Origin of the sequence: Gilliamella sp. W8123, assembly GCF_016101085.1 — a bacterium.
Taxonomy (GTDB): Bacteria; Pseudomonadota; Gammaproteobacteria; order Enterobacterales; family Orbaceae; genus Gilliamella; species Gilliamella apis.
In genome coordinates this window covers 19,857-39,753 of sequence record NZ_JACFRE010000001.1, presented here as the reverse complement: position 1 = coordinate 39,753, position 19,897 = coordinate 19,857, and the positions used below count along the sequence as shown (strand labels likewise).

18 protein-coding genes are annotated in these 19,897 nt (G+C 34.8%); 11 read left to right on the top strand and 7 right to left on the bottom strand.

Going from position 1 to position 19,897, the window contains the following annotated elements; all coding sequences use genetic code 11:
* The first annotated feature begins 15 nt into the window (after nucleotides 1–15).
* A complete protein-coding gene (locus tag H3T56_RS00175; protein ID WP_081298923.1) occupies nucleotides 16–264 on the top strand; it encodes a YcgL domain-containing protein in 249 nt (82 codons plus the stop codon).
* Nucleotides 261–683 (top strand): YcgN family cysteine cluster protein, encoded by a 423-nt coding sequence (locus tag H3T56_RS00170; RefSeq protein WP_086354248.1) that lies wholly within the window; start codon nucleotides 261–263, stop codon nucleotides 681–683. Before H3T56_RS00175 ends, H3T56_RS00170 begins: the two co-directional genes overlap by 4 nt.
* A 27-nt stretch (nucleotides 684–710) precedes the next feature.
* On the opposite strand, the gene H3T56_RS00165 is transcribed toward H3T56_RS00170, so the two are convergent.
* Nucleotides 711–1,268, bottom strand: coding sequence for a YggT family protein (locus tag H3T56_RS00165; protein ID WP_198191730.1), 558 nt, complete (start codon nucleotides 1,266–1,268; stop codon nucleotides 711–713).
* A gap of 36 nt (nucleotides 1,269–1,304) precedes the next feature.
* On the bottom strand, nucleotides 1,305–2,006 hold the full coding sequence (locus H3T56_RS00160) for a YggS family pyridoxal phosphate-dependent enzyme (RefSeq protein WP_065613303.1): 702 nt from the start codon (nucleotides 2,004–2,006) through the stop codon (nucleotides 1,305–1,307).
* A 36-nt stretch (nucleotides 2,007–2,042) separates the two neighbouring features.
* On the opposite strand from H3T56_RS00160, the gene H3T56_RS00155 reads away from it, so the two are divergent.
* From H3T56_RS00155 to H3T56_RS00145, 3 genes are all read left to right on the top strand, one after another.
* Nucleotides 2,043–2,990 carry a type IV pilus twitching motility protein PilT gene (locus H3T56_RS00155; protein WP_198191729.1) on the top strand — a complete coding sequence of 316 codons (948 nt, stop codon included), beginning with the start codon at nucleotides 2,043–2,045 and terminating at the stop codon, nucleotides 2,988–2,990.
* 109 nt (nucleotides 2,991–3,099) lie between these two features.
* Entirely contained in the window at nucleotides 3,100–3,909 is an 810-nt protein-coding gene (gene proC, locus H3T56_RS00150; RefSeq protein WP_198191728.1) for a pyrroline-5-carboxylate reductase, read from the top strand.
* 291 nt (nucleotides 3,910–4,200) lie between these two features.
* Nucleotides 4,201–4,410, top strand: a complete 210-nt coding sequence (locus tag H3T56_RS00145; protein WP_065579252.1) for a cold shock domain-containing protein — start codon at nucleotides 4,201–4,203, stop codon at nucleotides 4,408–4,410.
* Between the two features lie 427 nt (nucleotides 4,411–4,837).
* Here H3T56_RS00145 and H3T56_RS00140 read toward each other — a convergent pair whose 3' ends face one another.
* From H3T56_RS00140 to H3T56_RS00130, 3 genes are all read right to left on the bottom strand, one after another.
* Nucleotides 4,838–5,320 carry a thermonuclease family protein gene (locus H3T56_RS00140; protein WP_065613298.1) on the bottom strand — a complete coding sequence of 161 codons (483 nt, stop codon included), beginning with the start codon at nucleotides 5,318–5,320 and terminating at the stop codon, nucleotides 4,838–4,840.
* A 93-nt stretch (nucleotides 5,321–5,413) separates the two neighbouring features.
* A complete protein-coding gene (gene fabA / locus H3T56_RS00135) occupies nucleotides 5,414–5,935 on the bottom strand; it encodes a bifunctional 3-hydroxydecanoyl-ACP dehydratase/trans-2-decenoyl-ACP isomerase (protein ID WP_065579250.1) in 522 nt (173 codons plus the stop codon).
* 137 nt (nucleotides 5,936–6,072) lie between these two features.
* A complete protein-coding gene (locus tag H3T56_RS00130) occupies nucleotides 6,073–7,848 on the bottom strand; it encodes a Lon protease family protein (protein WP_198191727.1) in 1,776 nt (591 codons plus the stop codon).
* A gap of 190 nt (nucleotides 7,849–8,038) precedes the next feature.
* On the opposite strand from H3T56_RS00130, the gene H3T56_RS00125 reads away from it, so the two are divergent.
* On the top strand, nucleotides 8,039–9,811 hold the full coding sequence (locus H3T56_RS00125) for a DUF3413 domain-containing protein (RefSeq protein ID WP_198191726.1): 1,773 nt from the start codon (nucleotides 8,039–8,041) through the stop codon (nucleotides 9,809–9,811).
* A gap of 25 nt (nucleotides 9,812–9,836) precedes the next feature.
* Here the strand turns inward: H3T56_RS00125 and lipA are convergent, their stop codons facing one another.
* Nucleotides 9,837–10,796: a lipoyl synthase gene (lipA, locus tag H3T56_RS00120; protein WP_065579248.1), complete on the bottom strand. Its 960-nt coding sequence runs from the start codon at nucleotides 10,794–10,796 to the stop codon at nucleotides 9,837–9,839.
* A 10-nt stretch (nucleotides 10,797–10,806) separates the two neighbouring features.
* Complete coding sequence (lipB, locus tag H3T56_RS00115) at nucleotides 10,807–11,427, bottom strand: lipoyl(octanoyl) transferase LipB (RefSeq protein ID WP_198191725.1); 621 nt, start codon at nucleotides 11,425–11,427, stop codon at nucleotides 10,807–10,809.
* 376 nt (nucleotides 11,428–11,803) lie between these two features.
* Here lipB and aceE point away from each other — a divergent pair, with 376 nt between their 5' ends.
* The 5 genes from aceE to prmC all read left to right on the top strand — a co-directional run bounded on the left by aceE (nucleotide 11,804) and on the right by prmC (nucleotide 19,884).
* Entirely contained in the window at nucleotides 11,804–14,470 is a 2,667-nt protein-coding gene (gene aceE / locus H3T56_RS00110; RefSeq protein WP_198191724.1) for a pyruvate dehydrogenase (acetyl-transferring), homodimeric type, read from the top strand.
* Nucleotides 14,471–14,482: 12 nt separating this feature from the next.
* Nucleotides 14,483–16,099, top strand: a complete 1,617-nt coding sequence (gene aceF / locus H3T56_RS00105; RefSeq protein ID WP_198191723.1) for a pyruvate dehydrogenase complex dihydrolipoyllysine-residue acetyltransferase — start codon at nucleotides 14,483–14,485, stop codon at nucleotides 16,097–16,099.
* Nucleotides 16,100–16,116: 17 nt separating this feature from the next.
* Nucleotides 16,117–17,541 carry a dihydrolipoyl dehydrogenase gene (gene lpdA / locus H3T56_RS00100; protein ID WP_065613288.1) on the top strand — a complete coding sequence of 475 codons (1,425 nt, stop codon included), beginning with the start codon at nucleotides 16,117–16,119 and terminating at the stop codon, nucleotides 17,539–17,541.
* Nucleotides 17,542–17,965: 424 nt separating this feature from the next.
* Nucleotides 17,966–19,051: a peptide chain release factor 1 gene (gene prfA, locus H3T56_RS00095; protein WP_198191722.1), complete on the top strand. Its 1,086-nt coding sequence runs from the start codon at nucleotides 17,966–17,968 to the stop codon at nucleotides 19,049–19,051.
* Complete coding sequence (prmC, locus tag H3T56_RS00090) at nucleotides 19,048–19,884, top strand: peptide chain release factor N(5)-glutamine methyltransferase (protein WP_065579243.1); 837 nt, start codon at nucleotides 19,048–19,050, stop codon at nucleotides 19,882–19,884. The genes prfA and prmC overlap by 4 nt, the downstream gene beginning before the upstream one ends.
* The last annotated feature ends 13 nt before the right edge of the window (nucleotides 19,885–19,897 follow it).

Below are 19,897 nucleotides of genomic sequence, written 5' to 3'. Positions count from 1 at the left end.
GGTAAGATGTAATTTATGATGTGGTGTTATATCTATAGAAGTAGCAAAAAAGAAAACTGTTATTTATATATGGAATGTGAAAATGATTTTTCACATATACCGGAAAAGATAATGTCAATTTTTGGTGCGCCAGTCTTTGTTATGAAAGTATTGCTTGATGGTAAAAGGCGATTTGTTGTTGGAACAGCAAATGAAATTGAAGAAAAGATCAAAGAGGATGGATTTTTTTTACAAATGTTAAATGAAGATGATTTTAAAGTATGATTGAACCTTTTTGGGAACATAAAACCTTAGATCAGATGAGTGATGATGAATGGGAACAACTTTGTGATGGTTGTGGTCAGTGCTGTCTAAATAAATTAATGGACGAAGAAACTGACGAAATCCTATATACGAATGTTGCCTGTAATTTGCTTGATTCAAATACTTGTCAATGTAAGCATTATCATACCCGTTTTGATTATGAACCTGATTGCATAAAATTAACACGGGAAAATTTACTGACTATCGAATGGTTACCAAAAACTTGTGCTTATCGTTATTTTTCCGAAACAGGAGTATTACCAGAATGGCATCCGCTGATTGTCGGTAATAAAAAATTAATGCATAAGTTAAAAATATCGGTTAAAAATAGAATTGTTTATGAAAAGGATGTTATTTTCTGGGAAGATCATATTATTTAAAAGAGAGCATAGGCTCTCTTTTAATTTTTAGAATGCCAGCCACAAATTACCGAGAAGATCGATTGCCAATAAATTCAAAAACATCAATATAAAAACAACTACCATAAATGAAAGATCAATCATGCCAATTGGTGGGATAATTCGGCGAATTGGTGCAATTAAAGGTTCGGTTAGCTGAGCAAGCAATTCATCTGCGACTGATTGGCCTCGACTAACCCAACTTAAGATAGCCCTAAAGAATAATAACCAAAATAATAAATGTCCAAAAGCATGTACCATGGCAGCTAAAGCAAATAAAAGATAATAAGTGCTCCAAATAGGTGCATCAATGCCTTCAAACCGGTAGATAAACATAACTTTAAGTAATGCAATCAGATAAAAAACGAGCCAAGTTGCTGTATCAATACGCCCGATAGATGGAATTAATCTTCGTAACGGACCAATTACCGGTTGGGTAATACGCACAATAAACTGGGTAAATGGATTATAAAAATTGACTCTTGCCTGTTGCATCCATAACCGTAGAATAACGACGTATAAGCAAAGAATTAAAATAGCTCTTCCTAAGAAGATTAACGATATCATTGATTACTCCTAAAATATAACTTACTCGGCAATATATCATACATATTGTCTGGCGCCAAAAATTGCGCTACCAATACGAACCATTGTACTTCCTGCCTCAATAGCAGCTTGCATATCACCAGACATCCCCATAGATAATGTATCTAAAAATGGATAATCAGTTTTTAAAGATTCCAAAAGCTGATTCATCTGTTTAAAAACAGCAAATTGTTTAGCAAAATCATTTTCAATCTCAGGGATAGCCATTAAACCGCGTAGTCTTAAATTCGGTAATGTAATAATCTGTTTTATCAAATCAGCTACTTCATCTATTGCAACGCCAGATTTGGTCTGTTCATTGCTGATATTTACCTGAATAAGAACATTTAATTTATCCATTTCTGTCGGGCGCTGTGAATCAAGACGTTGGGCAATTTTGAAACGATCAATGGTATGCATCCAATCAAAATTTTCAGCTACTAATTTAGTCTTGTTCGATTGTAATGGACCGATAAAATGCCAAACAATAGGGGAATCAGGCATACTTTGTTTAAAGTGTGCAATCTTCTCAACACCTTCTTGAACATAATTTTCCCCAAATGATAATTGACCAGCATTTATCGCTTGTGATATTAATTCTACAGGTTTGGTTTTACTAACTGCAATAAGTTCGATTGATTTGGGATCTCGGCCGCAATCTAGAGCAATTTTGTTAATTTTGTTTTTAATTGTTATTAAATTGTCATGTACTGTGTTCATTTGAATTCCCAATTAAAGAGTGGTTAGTTAAAAATAATGTTAAATTCAATGTTGGCCTTTAGTGTAACGCAAAAAGCCTCTGATTTGCATCTTTCTAGTGGTGAAGTACCGTGCATTCGCATTAATGGAAAATTGAAATTTATCTCAAGTGATAAATTATCACCAGTTAAGCTAAAAATTGAGTTATTACATTTACTCGATGATGATCAAAAAGTAACTTTACAACAACATCAACAGATTGATTTTGCTTATTATCTTGAGAATGTGGGAAGATTTAGGGTAAATATTTTCTATCAACAACGTGGAATTTCGGCTGTATTTAGAATTATTAACCAACAAATCCCAACTTTATGTGAAATTGAGGCACCGGAAATATTGAAAAAACTGGTAAATGTAGAATCAGGAATTATTTTAGTTACTGGTGCAACTGGTAGTGGGAAATCAACAACATTAGCGGCTTTGATTCAATATATTAATCAGATTGCCGCTAAACATATTATTACATTAGAAGATCCCATTGAGTTTATTTATCAAAATGAAAAGTCTCTAATCCAGCAAAGAGAAATCTCACATTTTGGTGAAGCAATTGATAGTTTATTAAGACAAGACCCAGATATTATTATGTTCGGTGAATTACGTAATAAAACCACGATTCAAGCCGCATTAATTGCTGCTGAAACTGGGCATTTAGTTTTTGCTACTCTACATACTAATTCAGCAATTGAAACTATTAATCGTATAATTGATGTATTTGAATACGGATCACGTGAGTTAATACGAACTCAATTATCTAGTAGTTTACAAGCAATTATCTGTCAAAAACTAATCCTATATAATGATACTCGCAAAGCGATATTCGAAGTGCTTATTAATACACCTGCAGTGAGTAATTTAATTAGTGAAGGTAAAATAAAACAAATATTGTCGTTAATACAGACAGGACAACAGTATGGCATGCAATTAATGTCTAATGAAACTATTTAGTTACAATAACAACGATATACTTGATGCTGTTCTACATAAATTTTTAAGTTTTATTTAAAAATTTATTTTATAATCATTATAGTTTTTCACTCATAGAAGGTAGAAATAAATGGAACAGCGCATAGGTTTTATCGGTATAGGTAACATGGGGAATGCTATTTTACAAGGTATTTTGGTAAGTAATATTGTACCTGGCTCGCAAATTTATGTTTATGACCCTCACCTTGAAAAAGGCCAAGCTTTAAATCAGTCTTACTCAATTAATAATTTGGCTTCGGCAAGGGATGTGGCACGAGAATCTGATATTGTTTTTGTTGCCGTTAAACCTAACATTATTGCTGATGTATTAAGTGATATTCAAAAAGAATTAAAAAAGAATACTATTGTTATTTCCATTGCCGCTGGTGTAACAATTAAAACTATTGCTAAATGCGTAGGTTATGAGCAAAAAATAGTGAGGGTGATGCCAAATACTCCAGCATTAGTCAATGCCGCTATGTGTTCAATAACACCTAATACAGAAGTTACTGATGAAGAATTAGCTATTATGCAGAAATTATTAAATTGTATCGGTGAAACAGAAGTCGTACCTGAATATTTAATTGATGCCGTAGTAGGAGCAAGTGGTTCCTCTCCCGCTTTTGTGTTTATGTTTATTGAAGCGCTTGCTGATGGAGCAGTTAAAGGTGGTTTATCTAGAAAACAAGCGTATAAATTTGCCGCACAGGCAGTATTGGGCTCGGCAAAATTGCTACTTGAAACAGGTAAGCATCCTGGCGAGTTAAAAGATATGGTTTGTTCACCCGCTGGTACGACAATTGAAGGTGTACAAATGTTAGAGGCAAAAGGATTTAGGGCTGCCATAATTGAGGCTGTAGATGCAGCTATTAAAAAATCTAAAGAATTAGCAGAAAAATAAAAAAATTAACATGATTAATAACAATTGGTTACTAATCATGTTAGGAAAATTTACAAATTAAAAAAAACATTACTTGTATTGTTCATCTTTTTATGAGTTAATAGTCGCCAGCATATTACATGCAGATTTATTTTGTAACATTTAGATTTATGCAGTTTGTAGTTTACTTTAATCACGTTTGTATTAGTTTTCTTCAGTCTTCTCTTCTCTTTGTTAATAAGTAGTCTAGGTTTTATGTTTTCAAGTATTGCCTTTTATGGTAGAGATTAATTTATTTATAGGAAGATTATTATGTCTAAAAAAACTGGTCAAGTTAAATGGTTCAATGAAAGTAAAGGTTTTGGTTTTATTTCTCCTTCAGACGGAAGTAAAGATGTGTTTGTTCACTTCTCTGCGATTTCTGGTGATGGTTTTAAAACTCTAGGCGAAGGTCAACAAGTAGAATTTTCTATCCAAGATAGTGCTCGTGGTCCAGCTGCTGCTGATGTTACAATCATCTAACTGATTATTTAATCTTGCCAGTAATTTTTTACTGGTAAGATTCTCTTCTATTATAGAACTTACCTTATTCCATTCTTCATTCTTAGATTATCCCGATAACATCAATAAAATTTTAATTTCATAAAATTAGTAATTTAGAAATAAAGATTCAAAAAAATAAGTCCTATTTTTAACTTCATTTGGTTTATCTTCGGTCTGTATGGCTGAATTAATTGAAAATTGTAAAACTTATTTTGATAAAGTGGATAGTATCTGATGATGAACTTAATTAACGACAAACGGCTTTGATTAAGCAAAATTTAGAATTATCCAAATAACTGATTTCGGCGATTCCAGCTGAAAAACAGGGGGAAGGTTATAAACAAACAAAAGAAACATTACAACCATTTGAAGCTATGTTATCTAGTAAAAAATAAAAAATTTAAAATCATTTATTACGATAACGAAATTCCCACGGCGCTATAGGATGTTTATCTTTCCATAGTCCTTTTTTATTTTGTTTAGCTTTTGACTCAAGTTTCAACATATCTTTATTTTTTACGACGCCTTTATAGCGATAAGCCCATGCAAAACCATTTTCTACCATTTTTGCATTAATATTGATTTTTGCTAGGTATATGGTTCCCAGTGTACGCTGATAGATATCTTTATTGCTTTCTTGAACAAAAACATTTTTTCCGGCAATTAATGAAGCTAAATATTTTCTTGACGCATTACCATATGCTTGACGGCTTTCTGGTGCATCAATATCAAGCAAACGAACGCGTATTTTTTGTTTTTTTAGCGTGAGTATATCTACAGTATCACCATCAATAACTTTAACCACTTTACCGTTAAAATCAGCTTGAACTTGACTAATTACAATTAAGGATAATACAAGTGAGAGTAAAAATTTTCGAAAAAAGTACATTATAGGCCAGCTTTAGAATAGCAAATAAAAAAATACTCCCTGCCAATATTCAGTTAATCACTGACACTAAACAAGGAGTTATATTTTCAGGAATTAAAATTCAGAAGTATCTTTAAATAAACCTACTTTAAGATCAGTTGCTTCGTAAATTAATTTACCATCAACATAAACTTCACCATCACCGATACCCATAATTAATTTACGGTTAATAACGCGTTTAAAATTAATTTTATAAGTAACTTTTTTATTATGAGGTAATATTTGGCCTTTTAATTTTAATTCACCAACACCAAGTGCCCGACCTTTACCTTTACCACCAATCCAGCCTAAATAAAATCCGACTAATTGCCATAATGCATCAAGCCCAAGACAACCAGGCATTACTGGATCATTTTTGAAATGACATTTAAAAAACCATAAATCAGGATTAATATCTAATTCAGCTTCAACATAGCCTTTACCAAAACTACCACCGTCTTCGTTCATTTCGATAACACGATCCATCATTAGCATTAAATCAGAAGGTAATGGAGGTCCATCATGACCAAATAATTCACTATTGCCTGATTTAATCAAATCTGCTTTATCATACGAAGATTTACGTTCAAATGTCATAAAAAAACCTTTTATTTTGTTGTCATTACATGATTGCATATAAAATAATTATCAAATATAAAACAAATAATTATTATAATCTGTAAAATTTTACATTAATATTTGATTGATTCCATCAATGGAATTTGGGTTTCAGTTTATTGTGTATTGTTACTTTTTGCAATTTTTTTCCAGCGACTGAGCCAACCATCGTGTTTTCTATCTTGAACTAACATTGATTGCATACGCGCATGGATCAATTTATAAAGACTAATTTGGTTTTCATCCTTAAAAGGAATACCGGTTAATAAATAGAGTGCCTCAGCGACATGTTCTACAGCCCAAATTGAAAATTTATCATTGTTAATAGCCTCAATAACCTCATCACTTAAACTCAAATGACGTTGATTACTAGCAGGAATAATTACACCCTGTTGACCAGTTAAACCTTGATGCTGACAAACAGCAAAAAAGCCTTCGATTTTTTCATTTACACCACCAATTGATTGAACATGACCAAATTGATCAACCGAACCTGTGACCGCTAATTGCTGATCGATAGGTTGATTAGACAGTGCGCTAATAAGAGCGCAAAGACCGGCAAGAGAGGCGCTATCGCCATCAATCTCACTATATGATTGTTCAAACACCAAAGATGTAGAAAATGGCAGTTGATGATTAATGGCAAACTCCGACATAACAAATGCTTGCATAATCATCATTCCTTTCGAATGAATATTACCTGCAAGATCGGTTTTACGTTCGATATCAATCAATTCACCGTCACCAAAATGAACTAAACAGCTTAAACGTGTTGGTTCGCCGATGGCTTTAGGATAGCCCGGGTACTCAATAACCGATAAGCCATTAATCTGGCCAACTACTTGCGATTTAGTATCAATCATGATTTGATTGGTAAAGAATTCATCATGGAATCGTTCGGTTAAATAATTTTCTCGCCATGTTTGCTGTTCTAAAGCTTTGCTGACTGCTAATGTATCAATATTCTCATTTTGCACAAAATAAGATGAATTTAGTAATAATGATTGAATCCACTCAATGCTGAGCGGTAGATAATATTGATCACCGGTATATCTTGTTGCATGCTTGTAAATTTTAGCAAAAGCTGTTTTTTCAATTTTTGGTAATGCTAGTTGGCGACTAATAAATTGTAAGTAATTCATCCAATCATTGATTTGCCGAGGTTCAGTTACTTTTAATTCACTTTCAAATTCAGCATAAATAGAAGATGAATAAAATTCAGGTTCAAATTCCTGTAATTCAGCTAAAGATAATCTATCACCAACTAAGATGATGCGTAGATCTAACGGCATGGCTGGAATCGATAATGGTAATGGGTGCGAATCATCTGCTGAAAACCATTCAAAGGTTTGCGACATAACCATTTGTTTTAATTTAGACCAAACATGTGGTTGAGCAAGCAGAGAACGTAAGCCTAAAATTAAAACGCCACCATTAGCTTGGTGAACTAATCCCGCTTGTAATTTAACTGGACTGTTTTCTGGTTGGCGAACACAACCAAAAAGTTTTTCAATATCAACTACTGTTGCCGTTAAACAATCATCTTGAACTGCAAAATTATCTTGTTTACTTTTCGCTTGCGTTAGTGTGATTTTATTTTCACTAAAATAATAACTATAACCTAGAGTTGTAGTAGTTAAACTTGGTTTTACGGATTGTTTAAGGAGATCGAAAAAAAGTTCGTTTTCGGAAGCTTTTAGTAACATAAAACGCGAACGATAATGTGTATTGCTATTTTTACATAATAGTGACACGGCAGCAGCAACGCGAGGTTGCCATGATAGTACATTTGTTAATCCTTCACTGAATAAATCGGTTTTAATATCGTTATTATTTAAAATGTAATTTATATCAGGTTGGACTTCTTGAGAGTTGAGTTGTTTGATTGCCAAAGTATTGTCTTTTCTATTAGCTATATTATTAAATTAAATTATAACAAGTATCGATTATAACGCCAACAAATAACCAATCCCTTTGTGCTAACAAATAAAAAAATTACAGAAAGATTTTTAAAAATCAGTTAAACTGTGGGGTAAATTTAGTTTAGTTTTTCTTGATTACTACCACTAACAACAATTAAATATGCTCAAACTCAAAAATAATCATATCAAAGACGACCAAACCTCGCAGATAGTCAGTTGGGGGCATTGGTTTACCCTATTTAATATTTTTGTTGTTATTGTCCTTGGTAGTCAATATTTGTTAATTGCTGACTGGCCTCGAACTTTTATGGGTCGTTTTTATGCAATCATTAGTGCTATAGGACATTTTAGTTTTCTCACCTTTATAGCCTATTTAATTTTACTGTTTCCACTAAGCTTTTTTATTCACTCTTCTCGTTGGCAGCGAATCATTGCTACTGTCGTCGCTACAATAGGAATTAGTTTACTTCTGATTGATATTGAAGTGTTTTCTCATTTTAGAATGCACCTTAATCTATCTATATGGCAATTATTTACTTCGGACAAAACGTCTTTTTTAAATAGTGCTTTTATTCTTATTCCTTTTATTCTTTTAATTGAGATATTATTTGCCATTTGGAGTTGGAAAAAGTTACGTAGCTTAAGTAAACGGAAACGTTATGCTAGACCAGTTGTTATTGGTTTTATTCTTTGTTTTGTTTCATCACATTTAATTCATATTTGGGCTGATGCTAATTTCTATCGTCCAATAACTATGCAACGTTCAAGTTTACCGCTCTCTTATCCATTAACTGCCCGTCACCTTTTGGAACGTTATGGATTTATTGCAGAAAATGATTACCGAAATAGAACTATTCAGGAAGGTAATCCATTTGCAATTGCTATTGAGTATCCATTGGATCGAATTAGTTTTGATGAAAAACAAAATAAGCAGAATGTTTTAATAATCAATATTGATGGTTGGAATAATCAATTATTAGCGAACAATATGCCTTGGCTTAAGGAATTTGCTAATCAGAATATTAATTTTATTAATCATTATGCTGCCAGTAGTCAGGCTTATTTAAATAATTTCTCACTATTTTATGGTTTAGATCCTAATTACTATAATAGTATCCTTGCTGGTCATAAGACATCGGTTTTATTCGATACAGTAACCAAACAGCATTATAACCTCGGTTTATTCTCTGCTGACGGCTTTTCTGAACCTCTTTACCGTTATGCATTATTGTCTAACTTCTCAATCCCTGATGGTAAAAAACAAAGCAATAAGCTTACCACTGATTATTGGATGGCATGGCATGACGAACAAAACAAACTTGAGAATCATGCGCCTTTATTTTCAGTCATACAATATTCTCTTGTTACTAAAAATAAAAAAATACCAGTAATGGAATTAGAATCAGAGGCTAAAAAACTCGATCAATATTTAGAATCTTTGATTGCTTATTTAAAATTATCCAATGCATATGAGGACACAATAATAATTATTACTGGTTCAAATGATCTAAAAATAGATGAAGCCAAAAAATTAGTACAGCATAATACTGAAAATAGCTTTAATCGTGAGGCATTGAAAGTGCCATTGATTATTTCATGGCCAGGTAGGGAAATAAAACAAATTAGTACTATTACCTCACAAACAGATATCTTAAGAACATTAATGCAAGATGCATTTAATGTTACCACCCCAGCGCAGCAGTACAGTCAGGGTCGAAATTTATTTAATCAGTCTAATCGGGAATGGATTTTAGCTGGTAGTGAAAATCAAATTGCTGCGCTTTATGATCATAATACTGTGGTTATTGATGCATTTGGGCGGTCTAAAATTTATGATTTAAACGGTAAACAATTGAAAGGCGAAAAAATTAGCTTACCAATCTTCTTACAAATTGTTACCGAAAATCGTCGTTTTATTGTTGTCGATAATTAAATAATAAATTAATAGGAGGTGATATTTATTTCACCTCTTTTCCCATTGCTTGCAAATCGGCATGATAGGAAGAACGGACAAACGGGCCACAAGCAGCATGGGTGAATCCCATTGCTAAAGCAGTCTGTTTTAATTCTTCAAATTCTTGAGGTGAAACATAACGCTCCACTGGTAAATGATATTTACTCGGTTGTAGATACTGACCTAAAGTTAACATAGTCACGCCATTACTGCGTAAATCTTTTAGTACTTGAATGAGTTCTTCATTTGTTTCACCTAATCCAACCATTAAACCTGATTTTGTTGGAATATCTGGATGTCTTTCTTTGAAAGAAGCAAGTAATTTTAGCGATCCTTCATAATTAGCTCCAGGACGAATTTTTTTGTATAAACGAGGAATGTTCTCCAAATTATGGTTAAACACATCTGGTGGATTTTCGCTTAAAACCTCTACCGCTTCATCAATACACCCTCTGAAATCAGGTGTTAATGTTTCAACTTTGATATTCGGACTTAATGCTCGAATTTCTTGAGTACAAGATGCAAAATGGCTAGCCCCTCCATCTTTTAAATCGTCTCGGTCAACAGATGTTATGACTACATAACGTAATTTCATCTCTTGAATCGTTAAGGCAAGTTTATTTGGTTCTTCACGGTCAGGTGGTAATGGACGGCCATGAGCAACATCACAGAAAGGACAACGGCGAGTACAAATATCGCCTAAAATCATAAAAGTAGCGGTACCGTGATTAAAGCATTCGGCCAAATTTGGGCAAGATGCTTCTTCACACACTGAATGTAATCCATGCTTACGCATAGTGTTTTTAATATGGGCAATATTATCGTTATGAGCAGATAATTTAATTCTCATCCAATCAGGTTTTTTTAATGGAGCGACTTCCTCAACCGTAATGGTTGGGATGAGGCGCGTTTTATCAGCGTCACGATATTTTGAACTACGGATTTGATTTTCAGTATTTTGCATATTTAATATCTTAGTTGTTTGGTAACTGATTAATAAAATTATCAGTTAATAACCGGTTAATCTCTTGACGATCAATTTGTGCAATATGATGCTTCATATGAGTCATTTTTAAACCTGCATAGCCACACGGATTAATATAATTAAACGGTGTTAAATCCATATCAATATTCAACGCTAAACCATGTAAAGTGCATCCATGTTTAATATGCAATCCTAGTGAGCAGATTTTTTGTTGATTGATGTAGACACCAGGCGCATCTGATTTTGAATAGGCGGTAATACCAAAGTGTTTTAATGTTTGAATAACACTATTTTCTAGATAATTGACGACATCACGAATACCTATTTTACGCCTTTTTAAATCAAGTAAGATATACATAATTTGCTGTCCGGGGCCATGATAGGTAATTTGACCGCCACGATCAGTTTGCACCACTGGAATGTCAGTAATGGTTAGTAAATGTTCTGGTTTACCTACTTTACCTTGAGTAAAAACCGGTAAATGCTCAACAAGCCAGATTTCATCTATAGTTTGCGCATTACGCTGATTAGTAAAATCATGCATAGCTTGATAAGTCTGTAGATAAGGCAACATACCTAATTGTTTAATAACAACGTCTTTATTTGGCATATCTAACACTGGTTAAGTTGTAATTTATCAATAAATTTACATCTATATAGCAGATTTTACTATAACTTGACAACCATCATACATTCAATGTATAACTCTTAAAACAATATTCTAGCAATTCCCACAAATTAAATTTGATTTATATCAAATAATTATCTTTTTTATGAAATTTATAATTGAAATAGTTGATTAGTTTAATAGGAATTAACATTCTTTTATAACCGTCGGTTTACTTTACTTTTTTTAGGAAAATGGCAGACTTATATTAATAAAGCATCCGTAATGCAAAGTTGGAGCTTATAGAGTTAGTTATGGCGTCTGTTATAGCTAAGGATAGCAAAAACTGCATTTTTTAAAACAAAAAAGAGGTTTTTATATGTCGGACATGCAAATGAATGATATCGATCCAGTTGAAACAAAAGATTGGCTGGAAAGTTTAGATTCTATTATTCGTGAAGAAGGCGTCGAACGTGCCCAATATATTATTGAGCAAATTGTCAATAAAGCTAGAGATGGAGGCGTTCCCTTACTCTTCGGTTCTTCAACCAGTAATTATATAAACACTATCCCGGTAGAAGATCAGCCTGCTTATCCCGGCGATTGGGAAATTGAAAGACGCATCCGTTCCATTGTTCGTTGGAATGCAATGATGATGGTTCTTCGAGCTTCTAAAAAAGATTTAGAACTGGGTGGTCATATGGCATCATTCCAATCTGCAGCGACATTTTATGAAGTCTGTTTTAACCATTTTTTCCGTGCTCGCAATGAAAAAGATGGTGGTGACTTAATTTATTTCCAAGGTCATATCTCTCCAGGTATTTATTCTCGCGCATTTATTGAAGGCCGATTAACCGAAGAACAATTAGATAATTTCCGTCAAGAAGTGCATGGTAAAGGATTATCATCTTATCCTCATCCAAAATTAATGCCTGAGTTTTGGCAATTTCCAACTGTTTCAATGGGATTAGGCCCAGTTAGTGCTATTTACCAAGCTCGCTTTTTAAAATATCTGAATCATCGTGGATTGAAAGATACCACTGAACAAACCGTTTACGCATTTTTAGGTGATGGCGAGATGGATGAGCCAGAATCAAAAGGTGCAATTACAATTGCTACACGAGAAAAACTGGATAACTTAGTATTTGTCATTAACTGTAATTTACAACGCTTAGATGGTCCAGTTACCGGTAATGGCAAAATTGTTAATGAATTAGAAGGCGTATTTGCTGGAGCCGGTTGGAATGTAATCAAAGTGCTTTGGGGTGATCGCTGGGATAAATTATTACAAAAAGATAAATCAGGTAAATTAATTCGCTTAATGAATGAAACACTTGATGGTGATTACCAAACCTTTAAATCTAAAGATGGTGCTTATGTTCGTGAGCATTTCTTTGGTAAATACCCAGAAACTGCAGAATTAGTAAAAGATATGTCTGATGAAGAAATTTTCAGACTTAATCGTGGTGGTCAAGATCCAGAAAAAATGTTTGCTGCATTTGCTAGAGCAAAAGAAACCAAAGATCGTCCAACAGTGATTTTAGCACATACTATTAAAGGTTATGGTATGGGTGCAGCAGCAGAAGCTAAGAACATTGCCCACCAAGTGAAAAAAATGAATATGGATGGTGTTCGTCATGTTCGCGATTTCTTCAATATTCCTGTTACCGATGATGCTTTAGAAAAATTACCATATATTAAATTTGAAGAGCACACACCTGAATATAAATACATTCATGAACGGCGTAATGCTTTACATGGTTATGTACCATCAAGATTAACTCATTTTTCAGGAACTGTATCAATTCCTCCTTTAACTGAATTTGCACCATTACTTGAAGCGCAATCGAAAGAAATTTCAACCACAATTGCCTTTGTTCGTGCACTTAACATTATGTTAAAAGATAAAGAATTAGCGCCTCGTTTAGTGCCGATTCTTGCTGACGAAGCTCGTACTTTTGGTATGGAAGGTCTATTCCGCCAAATCGGTATTTATAATCCGCATGGTCAACAATATACGCCACAAGATAGAGAACAAGTGGCTTATTATCGTGAAGATGAAAAAGGCCAAATCCTTCAAGAAGGCATTAATGAATGTGGCGCAACTGCATCATGGATTGCCGCGGCAACATCGTACAGCACTAATGATTACCCAATGATTCCATTTTACATCTATTACTCAATGTTTGGTTTCCAACGTATTGGTGATTTAATGTGGGCGGCAGGCGATCAACAAGCTCGCGGCTTTATGATCGGTGGTACTTCTGGCCGTACTACATTAAATGGTGAAGGCTTACAACATCAAGATGGTCATAGTCATATTCAAGCGTTAACTATCCCTAACTGTGTATCTTATGATCCGGCTTATGCATATGAAGTTGCCGTTATTATGCAAGATGGTTTACGTCGTATGTATGGCGATCAAGAAAACGTCTACTACTATATTACGACACTAAATGAAAACTATGCTCAACCTGCAATGCCACAAGGCGCTGAAGAGGGGATCCGTCGTGGTATTTATAAGTTAGATACTGTTGAAGGACAACAAGGTAAACCTACTGTTCAATTATTAGGTTCTGGTTCAATATTACGTCATGTTCGTGAAGCTGCAGATATTCTAGCTAAAAATTACGGTATTAGCTCAGAAGTGTATAGTGTAACTTCATTTACCGAATTAGCTAGAGATGGACAAGATTGTGAACGTTACAATATGTTACATCCGAGTGAACCAGCGAAAGTTCCTTATGTTGCTCAAATAATGAATAATAATCCAGCAGTTGTTTCAACTGATTATATGAAACTTTATGCAGAACAAATTCGTGGATTTGTACCCGCAGAAAGCTACAGAGTATTAGGTACTGATGGATTTGGTCGCAGTGACAGCCGAGAAAATTTACGTCATCATTTTGAAGTCGATGCATCTTATGTTGTGATTGCCGCATTAGGAGAACTAGCTAAACGTGGTGATATTCAAACAAGTGTTGTTGAAGACGCGATTAAAAAGTTCGACATCAATGCTGATAAGCTCAATCCACGTAATGCATAAGAGGTAAAAATAATGACTATTGAAATAAAATTACCTGATATCGGAAGTGATGAAGTTGAAGTAACAGAGATTTTAGTTAAAGTTGGCGACAAAGTGGATGTAGATCAATCGCTATTGACCGTCGAAGGTGATAAAGCGTCAATGGAAATTCCTGCTCCACAAGCAGGAATTGTAAAATCAATCATTGTTAAAATCGGCGATAAAGTTACCACTGGTGTAAGTATTATGGAATTTGATGACAGCGAAACAGAGGCTGCAGCAGATAAACAAGAAACGACCGCACCAGTTGCCGCACCATCAGCAGCCCCAAGCGCAAGCCAAGTGGTTGATGTTAATGTACCTGATATTGGTGGTGATGAAGTTGAGGTCACTGAAATTTTAGTTAAAGTTGGTGATTCAGTTTCCGTTGATGATTCACTTATAACAGTAGAAGGCGATAAAGCCTCAATGGAAGTGCCTGCTACTATTGCTGGTGTGGTGAAAAGCATTTCAGTAAAAGTTGGTGATAAAGTTAAAACAGGTTCCAAAATTATGGAATTTGAAACGACTGCAGCTACGGCACCTGCGGCTAATAGTGCAGCGACAACTCCTGCTCCAGCTTCAACACCAACTGAATCAGCATCAACTACATCAGTATCAACCACTGCGGTTGCTGCATCAACTGCTACAGCAACGGTACCAGCCACTTCAGGTAATGATTTTGTTGAAAATGATGCTTATGCCCATGCCACACCATCAGTGCGTCGCTTAGCGCGTGAATTTGGTGTTAATTTGGCTAAAGTCACTCCTACTGGGCCAAAACATCGTATTTTACGTGAAGATATTCAAGCTTACGTAAAAAATGCTGTCAAACAGGTTGAAAATGGTGGCGCTGGCGGTGCATTACCTGGCTTATTACCATGGCCTAAAGTTGATTTTAGTAAATTTGGTGAAGTTGAATCATTACCATTAACTAAAATTCAAAAAGTATCAGGTGCCAACTTACATCGTAATTGGGTAATGATTCCACATGTTACTGAGTTTGATGAAACAGATATCACTGAATTAGAAGTTTTCCGTAAACAACAAAATGCCGAAGCGGAAAAGAAAAAACTGGATCTGAAAATTACGCCACTAGTGTTTATTATGAAAGCAGTAGCCAGCGCTTTAACAGCTTATCCTCGTTTTAACAGTTCGTTGTCTGAAGATGCTCAAACTCTTATTATCAAAAAATACATTAATATCGGTGTAGCCGTTGATACTCCTAATGGTTTAGTTGTGCCGGTATTTAAAGATGTGAATAAAAAAGGTATTGTTGAGCTTTCTCGTGAACTTGCAGAAATTTCCAAAAAAGCTCGTGATGGCAAACTAACCGGTAGTGATATGCAAGGTGGTTGTTTCACCATTTCTAGCCTAGGTGGTATCGGAACGACTTCATTTACACCAATTGTAAATGCACCTGAAGTAGGTATTTTAGGTGTATCTCGTTCTAGTATGAAACCGGTTTGGAATGGTAAAGAATTTACACCACGTCTAATGTTACCTTTATCATTATCATTCGATCACCGAGTAATTGACGGAGCTGATGGTGCACGCTTCTTAAGCCATATTGTTAATGTTTTATCCGACTTACGTCGATTAGTGATGTAGTGGGGGAGAAATTAATTATGAGTCAAGAAGTTAAAACACAAGTTGTAGTCTTAGGAGCTGGTCCAGCGGGGTATTCCGCTGCCTTCCGAGCTGCCGATCTTGGATTAGATGTTACCTTAGTAGAACGTTATTCAACTTTAGGTGGTGTTTGTTTAAATGTTGGTTGTATTCCATCTAAAGCATTACTCCATGTTGCCAAAGTAATGGATGAAGCAAAATCATTGACTGAACATGGTATTCATTTTGGTACGCCTAAACTTGAATTAGATAAAGTTCGTGATTGGAAAGAAAAAGTTATAAACCAACTAACTAATGGACTTGCCGGCATGGCTAAAATGCGTAAAGTCAATGTTATTCAAGGTGAAGCACAATTCACTGGTAGTCATACCATGGATGTTACTTCATCCAAAGGTATAACTAAAATTACTTTTGATAATGCTATCATTGCCGCTGGTTCAAGACCTATAACTTTACCTTTTATCCCACATGAAGACCCTCGCATTTGGGATTCGACAGATGCATTAGCATTAACTACTATTCCTAAAAAACTACTTTTAATGGGTGGTGGTATTATCGGTTTAGAAATGGGGACGGTTTATCATGCATTAGGCTCAGAGGTAGATGTGGTTGAAATGCTTGATCAGGTCATTCCAGCAGCCGATAAAGATGTGGTGAAAATCTTTACTAAACAAATTCAAAAGAAATTTACTTTAAGATTAGAAACTAAAGTAAGTACTGTTGAAGCAAAACATGATGCAATTTATGTCACCATGGAGAAAAAAGACGGAACCATTGAAACTCATACTTATGATGCGGTACTAGTGGCAATAGGTCGTACTCCAAATGGTAAACTGATCAACGCTGAAAAAGCCGGTGTAAATGTGACTGATCGTGGCTTTATCGAAGTCGATAAACAGATGAGAACAAATGTGCCTCATATTTATGCTATTGGTGATATTGTTGGTCAACCGATGCTAGCGCATAAAGGTGTTCATGAAGGTCATGTGGCAGCAGAAGTTATTGCTGGTAAAAAACATTATTTTGATCCAAAAACTATACCATCAATTGCTTATACTGAACCTGAAGTTGCTTGGGTAGGTTTAACTGAAAAAGAAGCAAAAGCAAAAGGTTTAGATTATGAGGTTGCTATATTCCCATGGGCTGCATCAGGTCGAGCGATTGCTTCTGATTGTTCAGAAGGGATGACTAAATTAATCTTTAATAAAGCTGACAATCGTCTTCTTGGTGGTGCTGTAGTTGGGGCAAATGGTGGTGAATTACTTGGTGAAATTACACTAGCAGTTGAAATGGGTTGTGATGCTGAAGATATTGCATTAACTATCCATGCTCACCCAACGTTACATGAATCAATAGGTTTAGCGTCTGAGATTTATGAAGGATCGATAACTGATTTGCCGAATGCGAAAGCAGTTAAAAAATAGAGACTTTTTATTTTATTGTTATCATTGAAATAATGCCGTTAGTTTGCTAACGGCATTTTATTTTTCTAATCAAGATTTTCAAAAATTTAAAATATTCAATACATTGGGTTATGGCTTAAAAAGCATCCAAATCAATAACATAATCAATCATAATGATGTTCATCATAGGGATAAACATTAAAGCCAAATTAAATACTACAGAGTCCTACGAAATTATCTGTACCAAACTCATTTAATCTTAATAGAAAATTTTGAGGAAAGGGGTTTTTTAATCAAAAATAACTCACTAATTTTAAAATAAATATAAAAAATAACCTTATATTAATGATTATTTCACCATTATAAGTAGGAACTGTATTTTAAAGGCAATTAAGTATATAATGCCGGGCTAATTCATTTAATCATTAGCAAAAAATACAGAGTTATGAAACCTTCAATTATCAGTAAGTTGGAAACGCTACAAGAGCGTTACGAAGAGGTTCAAGCATTACTATCTGATGCAGCGGTTATAGCCGATCAAAACCGATTTCGTACCCTTTCAAAAGAATATGCACAGTTAACCGATGTGGTTAAGTGCTTTGCTAATTGGAAGCAAATACAAGAAGATATTGAAACCGCAAAAATGATGCTTTCTGATCCGGAAATGAGTGAAATGGCTCAAGAAGAGTTAAACGAAGCATTAAGCCAAGTAGAGCAGCAAGAAAAACAGTTACAAGTTCTATTGTTACCTAAAGATCCAAACGATGATTACAACTGTTTTGTTGAAGTCCGAGCTGGTACTGGTGGTGATGAAGCGGCTATTTTTGCTGGTGATTTAGCCAGAATGTATACTCGCTATGCTGAATCTCGTAATTGGCGTGTCGAAATCATGAGTTCAAATGATGGAGAACATGGCGGATACAAAGAAGTTATCATGCTAGTGAGTGGTGATGGTGTATATGGACAGTTAAAATTTGAATCTGGTGGCCACCGAGTTCAACGTGTACCAGAGACTGAATCACAAGGACGAATACACACATCGGCCTGTACTGTTGCTGTTTTACCAGAAATTCCAGAAGCTGAAATGCCAGAAATCAATCCTGCAGATTTGAAAATTGATACTTATCGATCATCAGGGGCAGGTGGTCAGCATGTTAATACTACTGATTCAGCAATTCGTATTACCCATATTCCAACTGGCATTGTAGTTGAATGTCAGGATGAACGTTCACAGCACAAAAATAAAGCTAAGGCGATGTCGGTATTGGCTGCTCGTATTCAAGATGCTGAAATGCGTAAACGTCAACAAGAGGAAGCGTCAACCAGACGTAATTTACTTGGTTCAGGTGATCGTTCAGATCGTATTCGAACTTATAACTATCCTCAAGGTCGAGTTACCGACCATCGTATCAATCTTACTATTTATCGTCTAGATGAGGTCATGGAAGGTAAATTGGATATGTTGATTGAACCAATTGTACAAGAATATCAAGCAGATCAACTTGCAGCGTTAGCGGAACAGGATGAATGACCTATTTACAATGGCTTAAATCTGCATCACAAACTTTAACCGACAGCGAAAGTCCAAAACGTGATGCTGAAATTTTATTAAGTTTTGTCACACATAAAACACGAACCTTTTTGATGGCTTTTAGTGAAACATTATTAACTGATGATGAACTAATTGCTTTAGATGGCTATTTAAAAAGACGTCAAGAAGGGGAACCGATTGCCTATATCACTGGAGAAAAGGAATTTTGGTCATTAAAGTTTAATGTTTCAAATTCGACCTTAATTCCAAGACCAGATACCGAAAAAGTTGTTGAATTAGGTTTAGAGTATTTGCCGAAAGTCCCTTGTGAAGTTTTAGATTTGGGAACAGGAACCGGTGCTATCGCGATTGCTATGGCCACTGAGCGACCAGATTGTTTATTTACTGCGATTGAGAAAAATAAAGATGCTTTGATTTTAGCCCAAAAAAATGCTAATCAAATAGGCGTGAACAATGTTTATTTTTTGCAAGGTGATTGGTATAAACCAATTAAAAATCGTAAATTCTCAATGATAACCAGTAATCCTCCATATATTGAGCCAACTGATATTCACCTATCTCAAGGCGATGTTCGCTATGAACCAAGAAGTGCCTTAGTTTCTGAGGATGATGGCCTTGCTGATATTAAAGTAATAATTCAAGGGGCTACCAAGCATTTAAATCAATATGGTTGGCTGCTTATCGAACATGGCTGGAAGCAGGGCTTAGCGGTACAAACTATCTTTAAACAACATGGATTTCAATTAGTTGAAACCATAACCGACTATAGTGGCAATGACAGAGTCACCCTAGGTCGTTGGTTTAAACCTTAACTAGGAATAAATT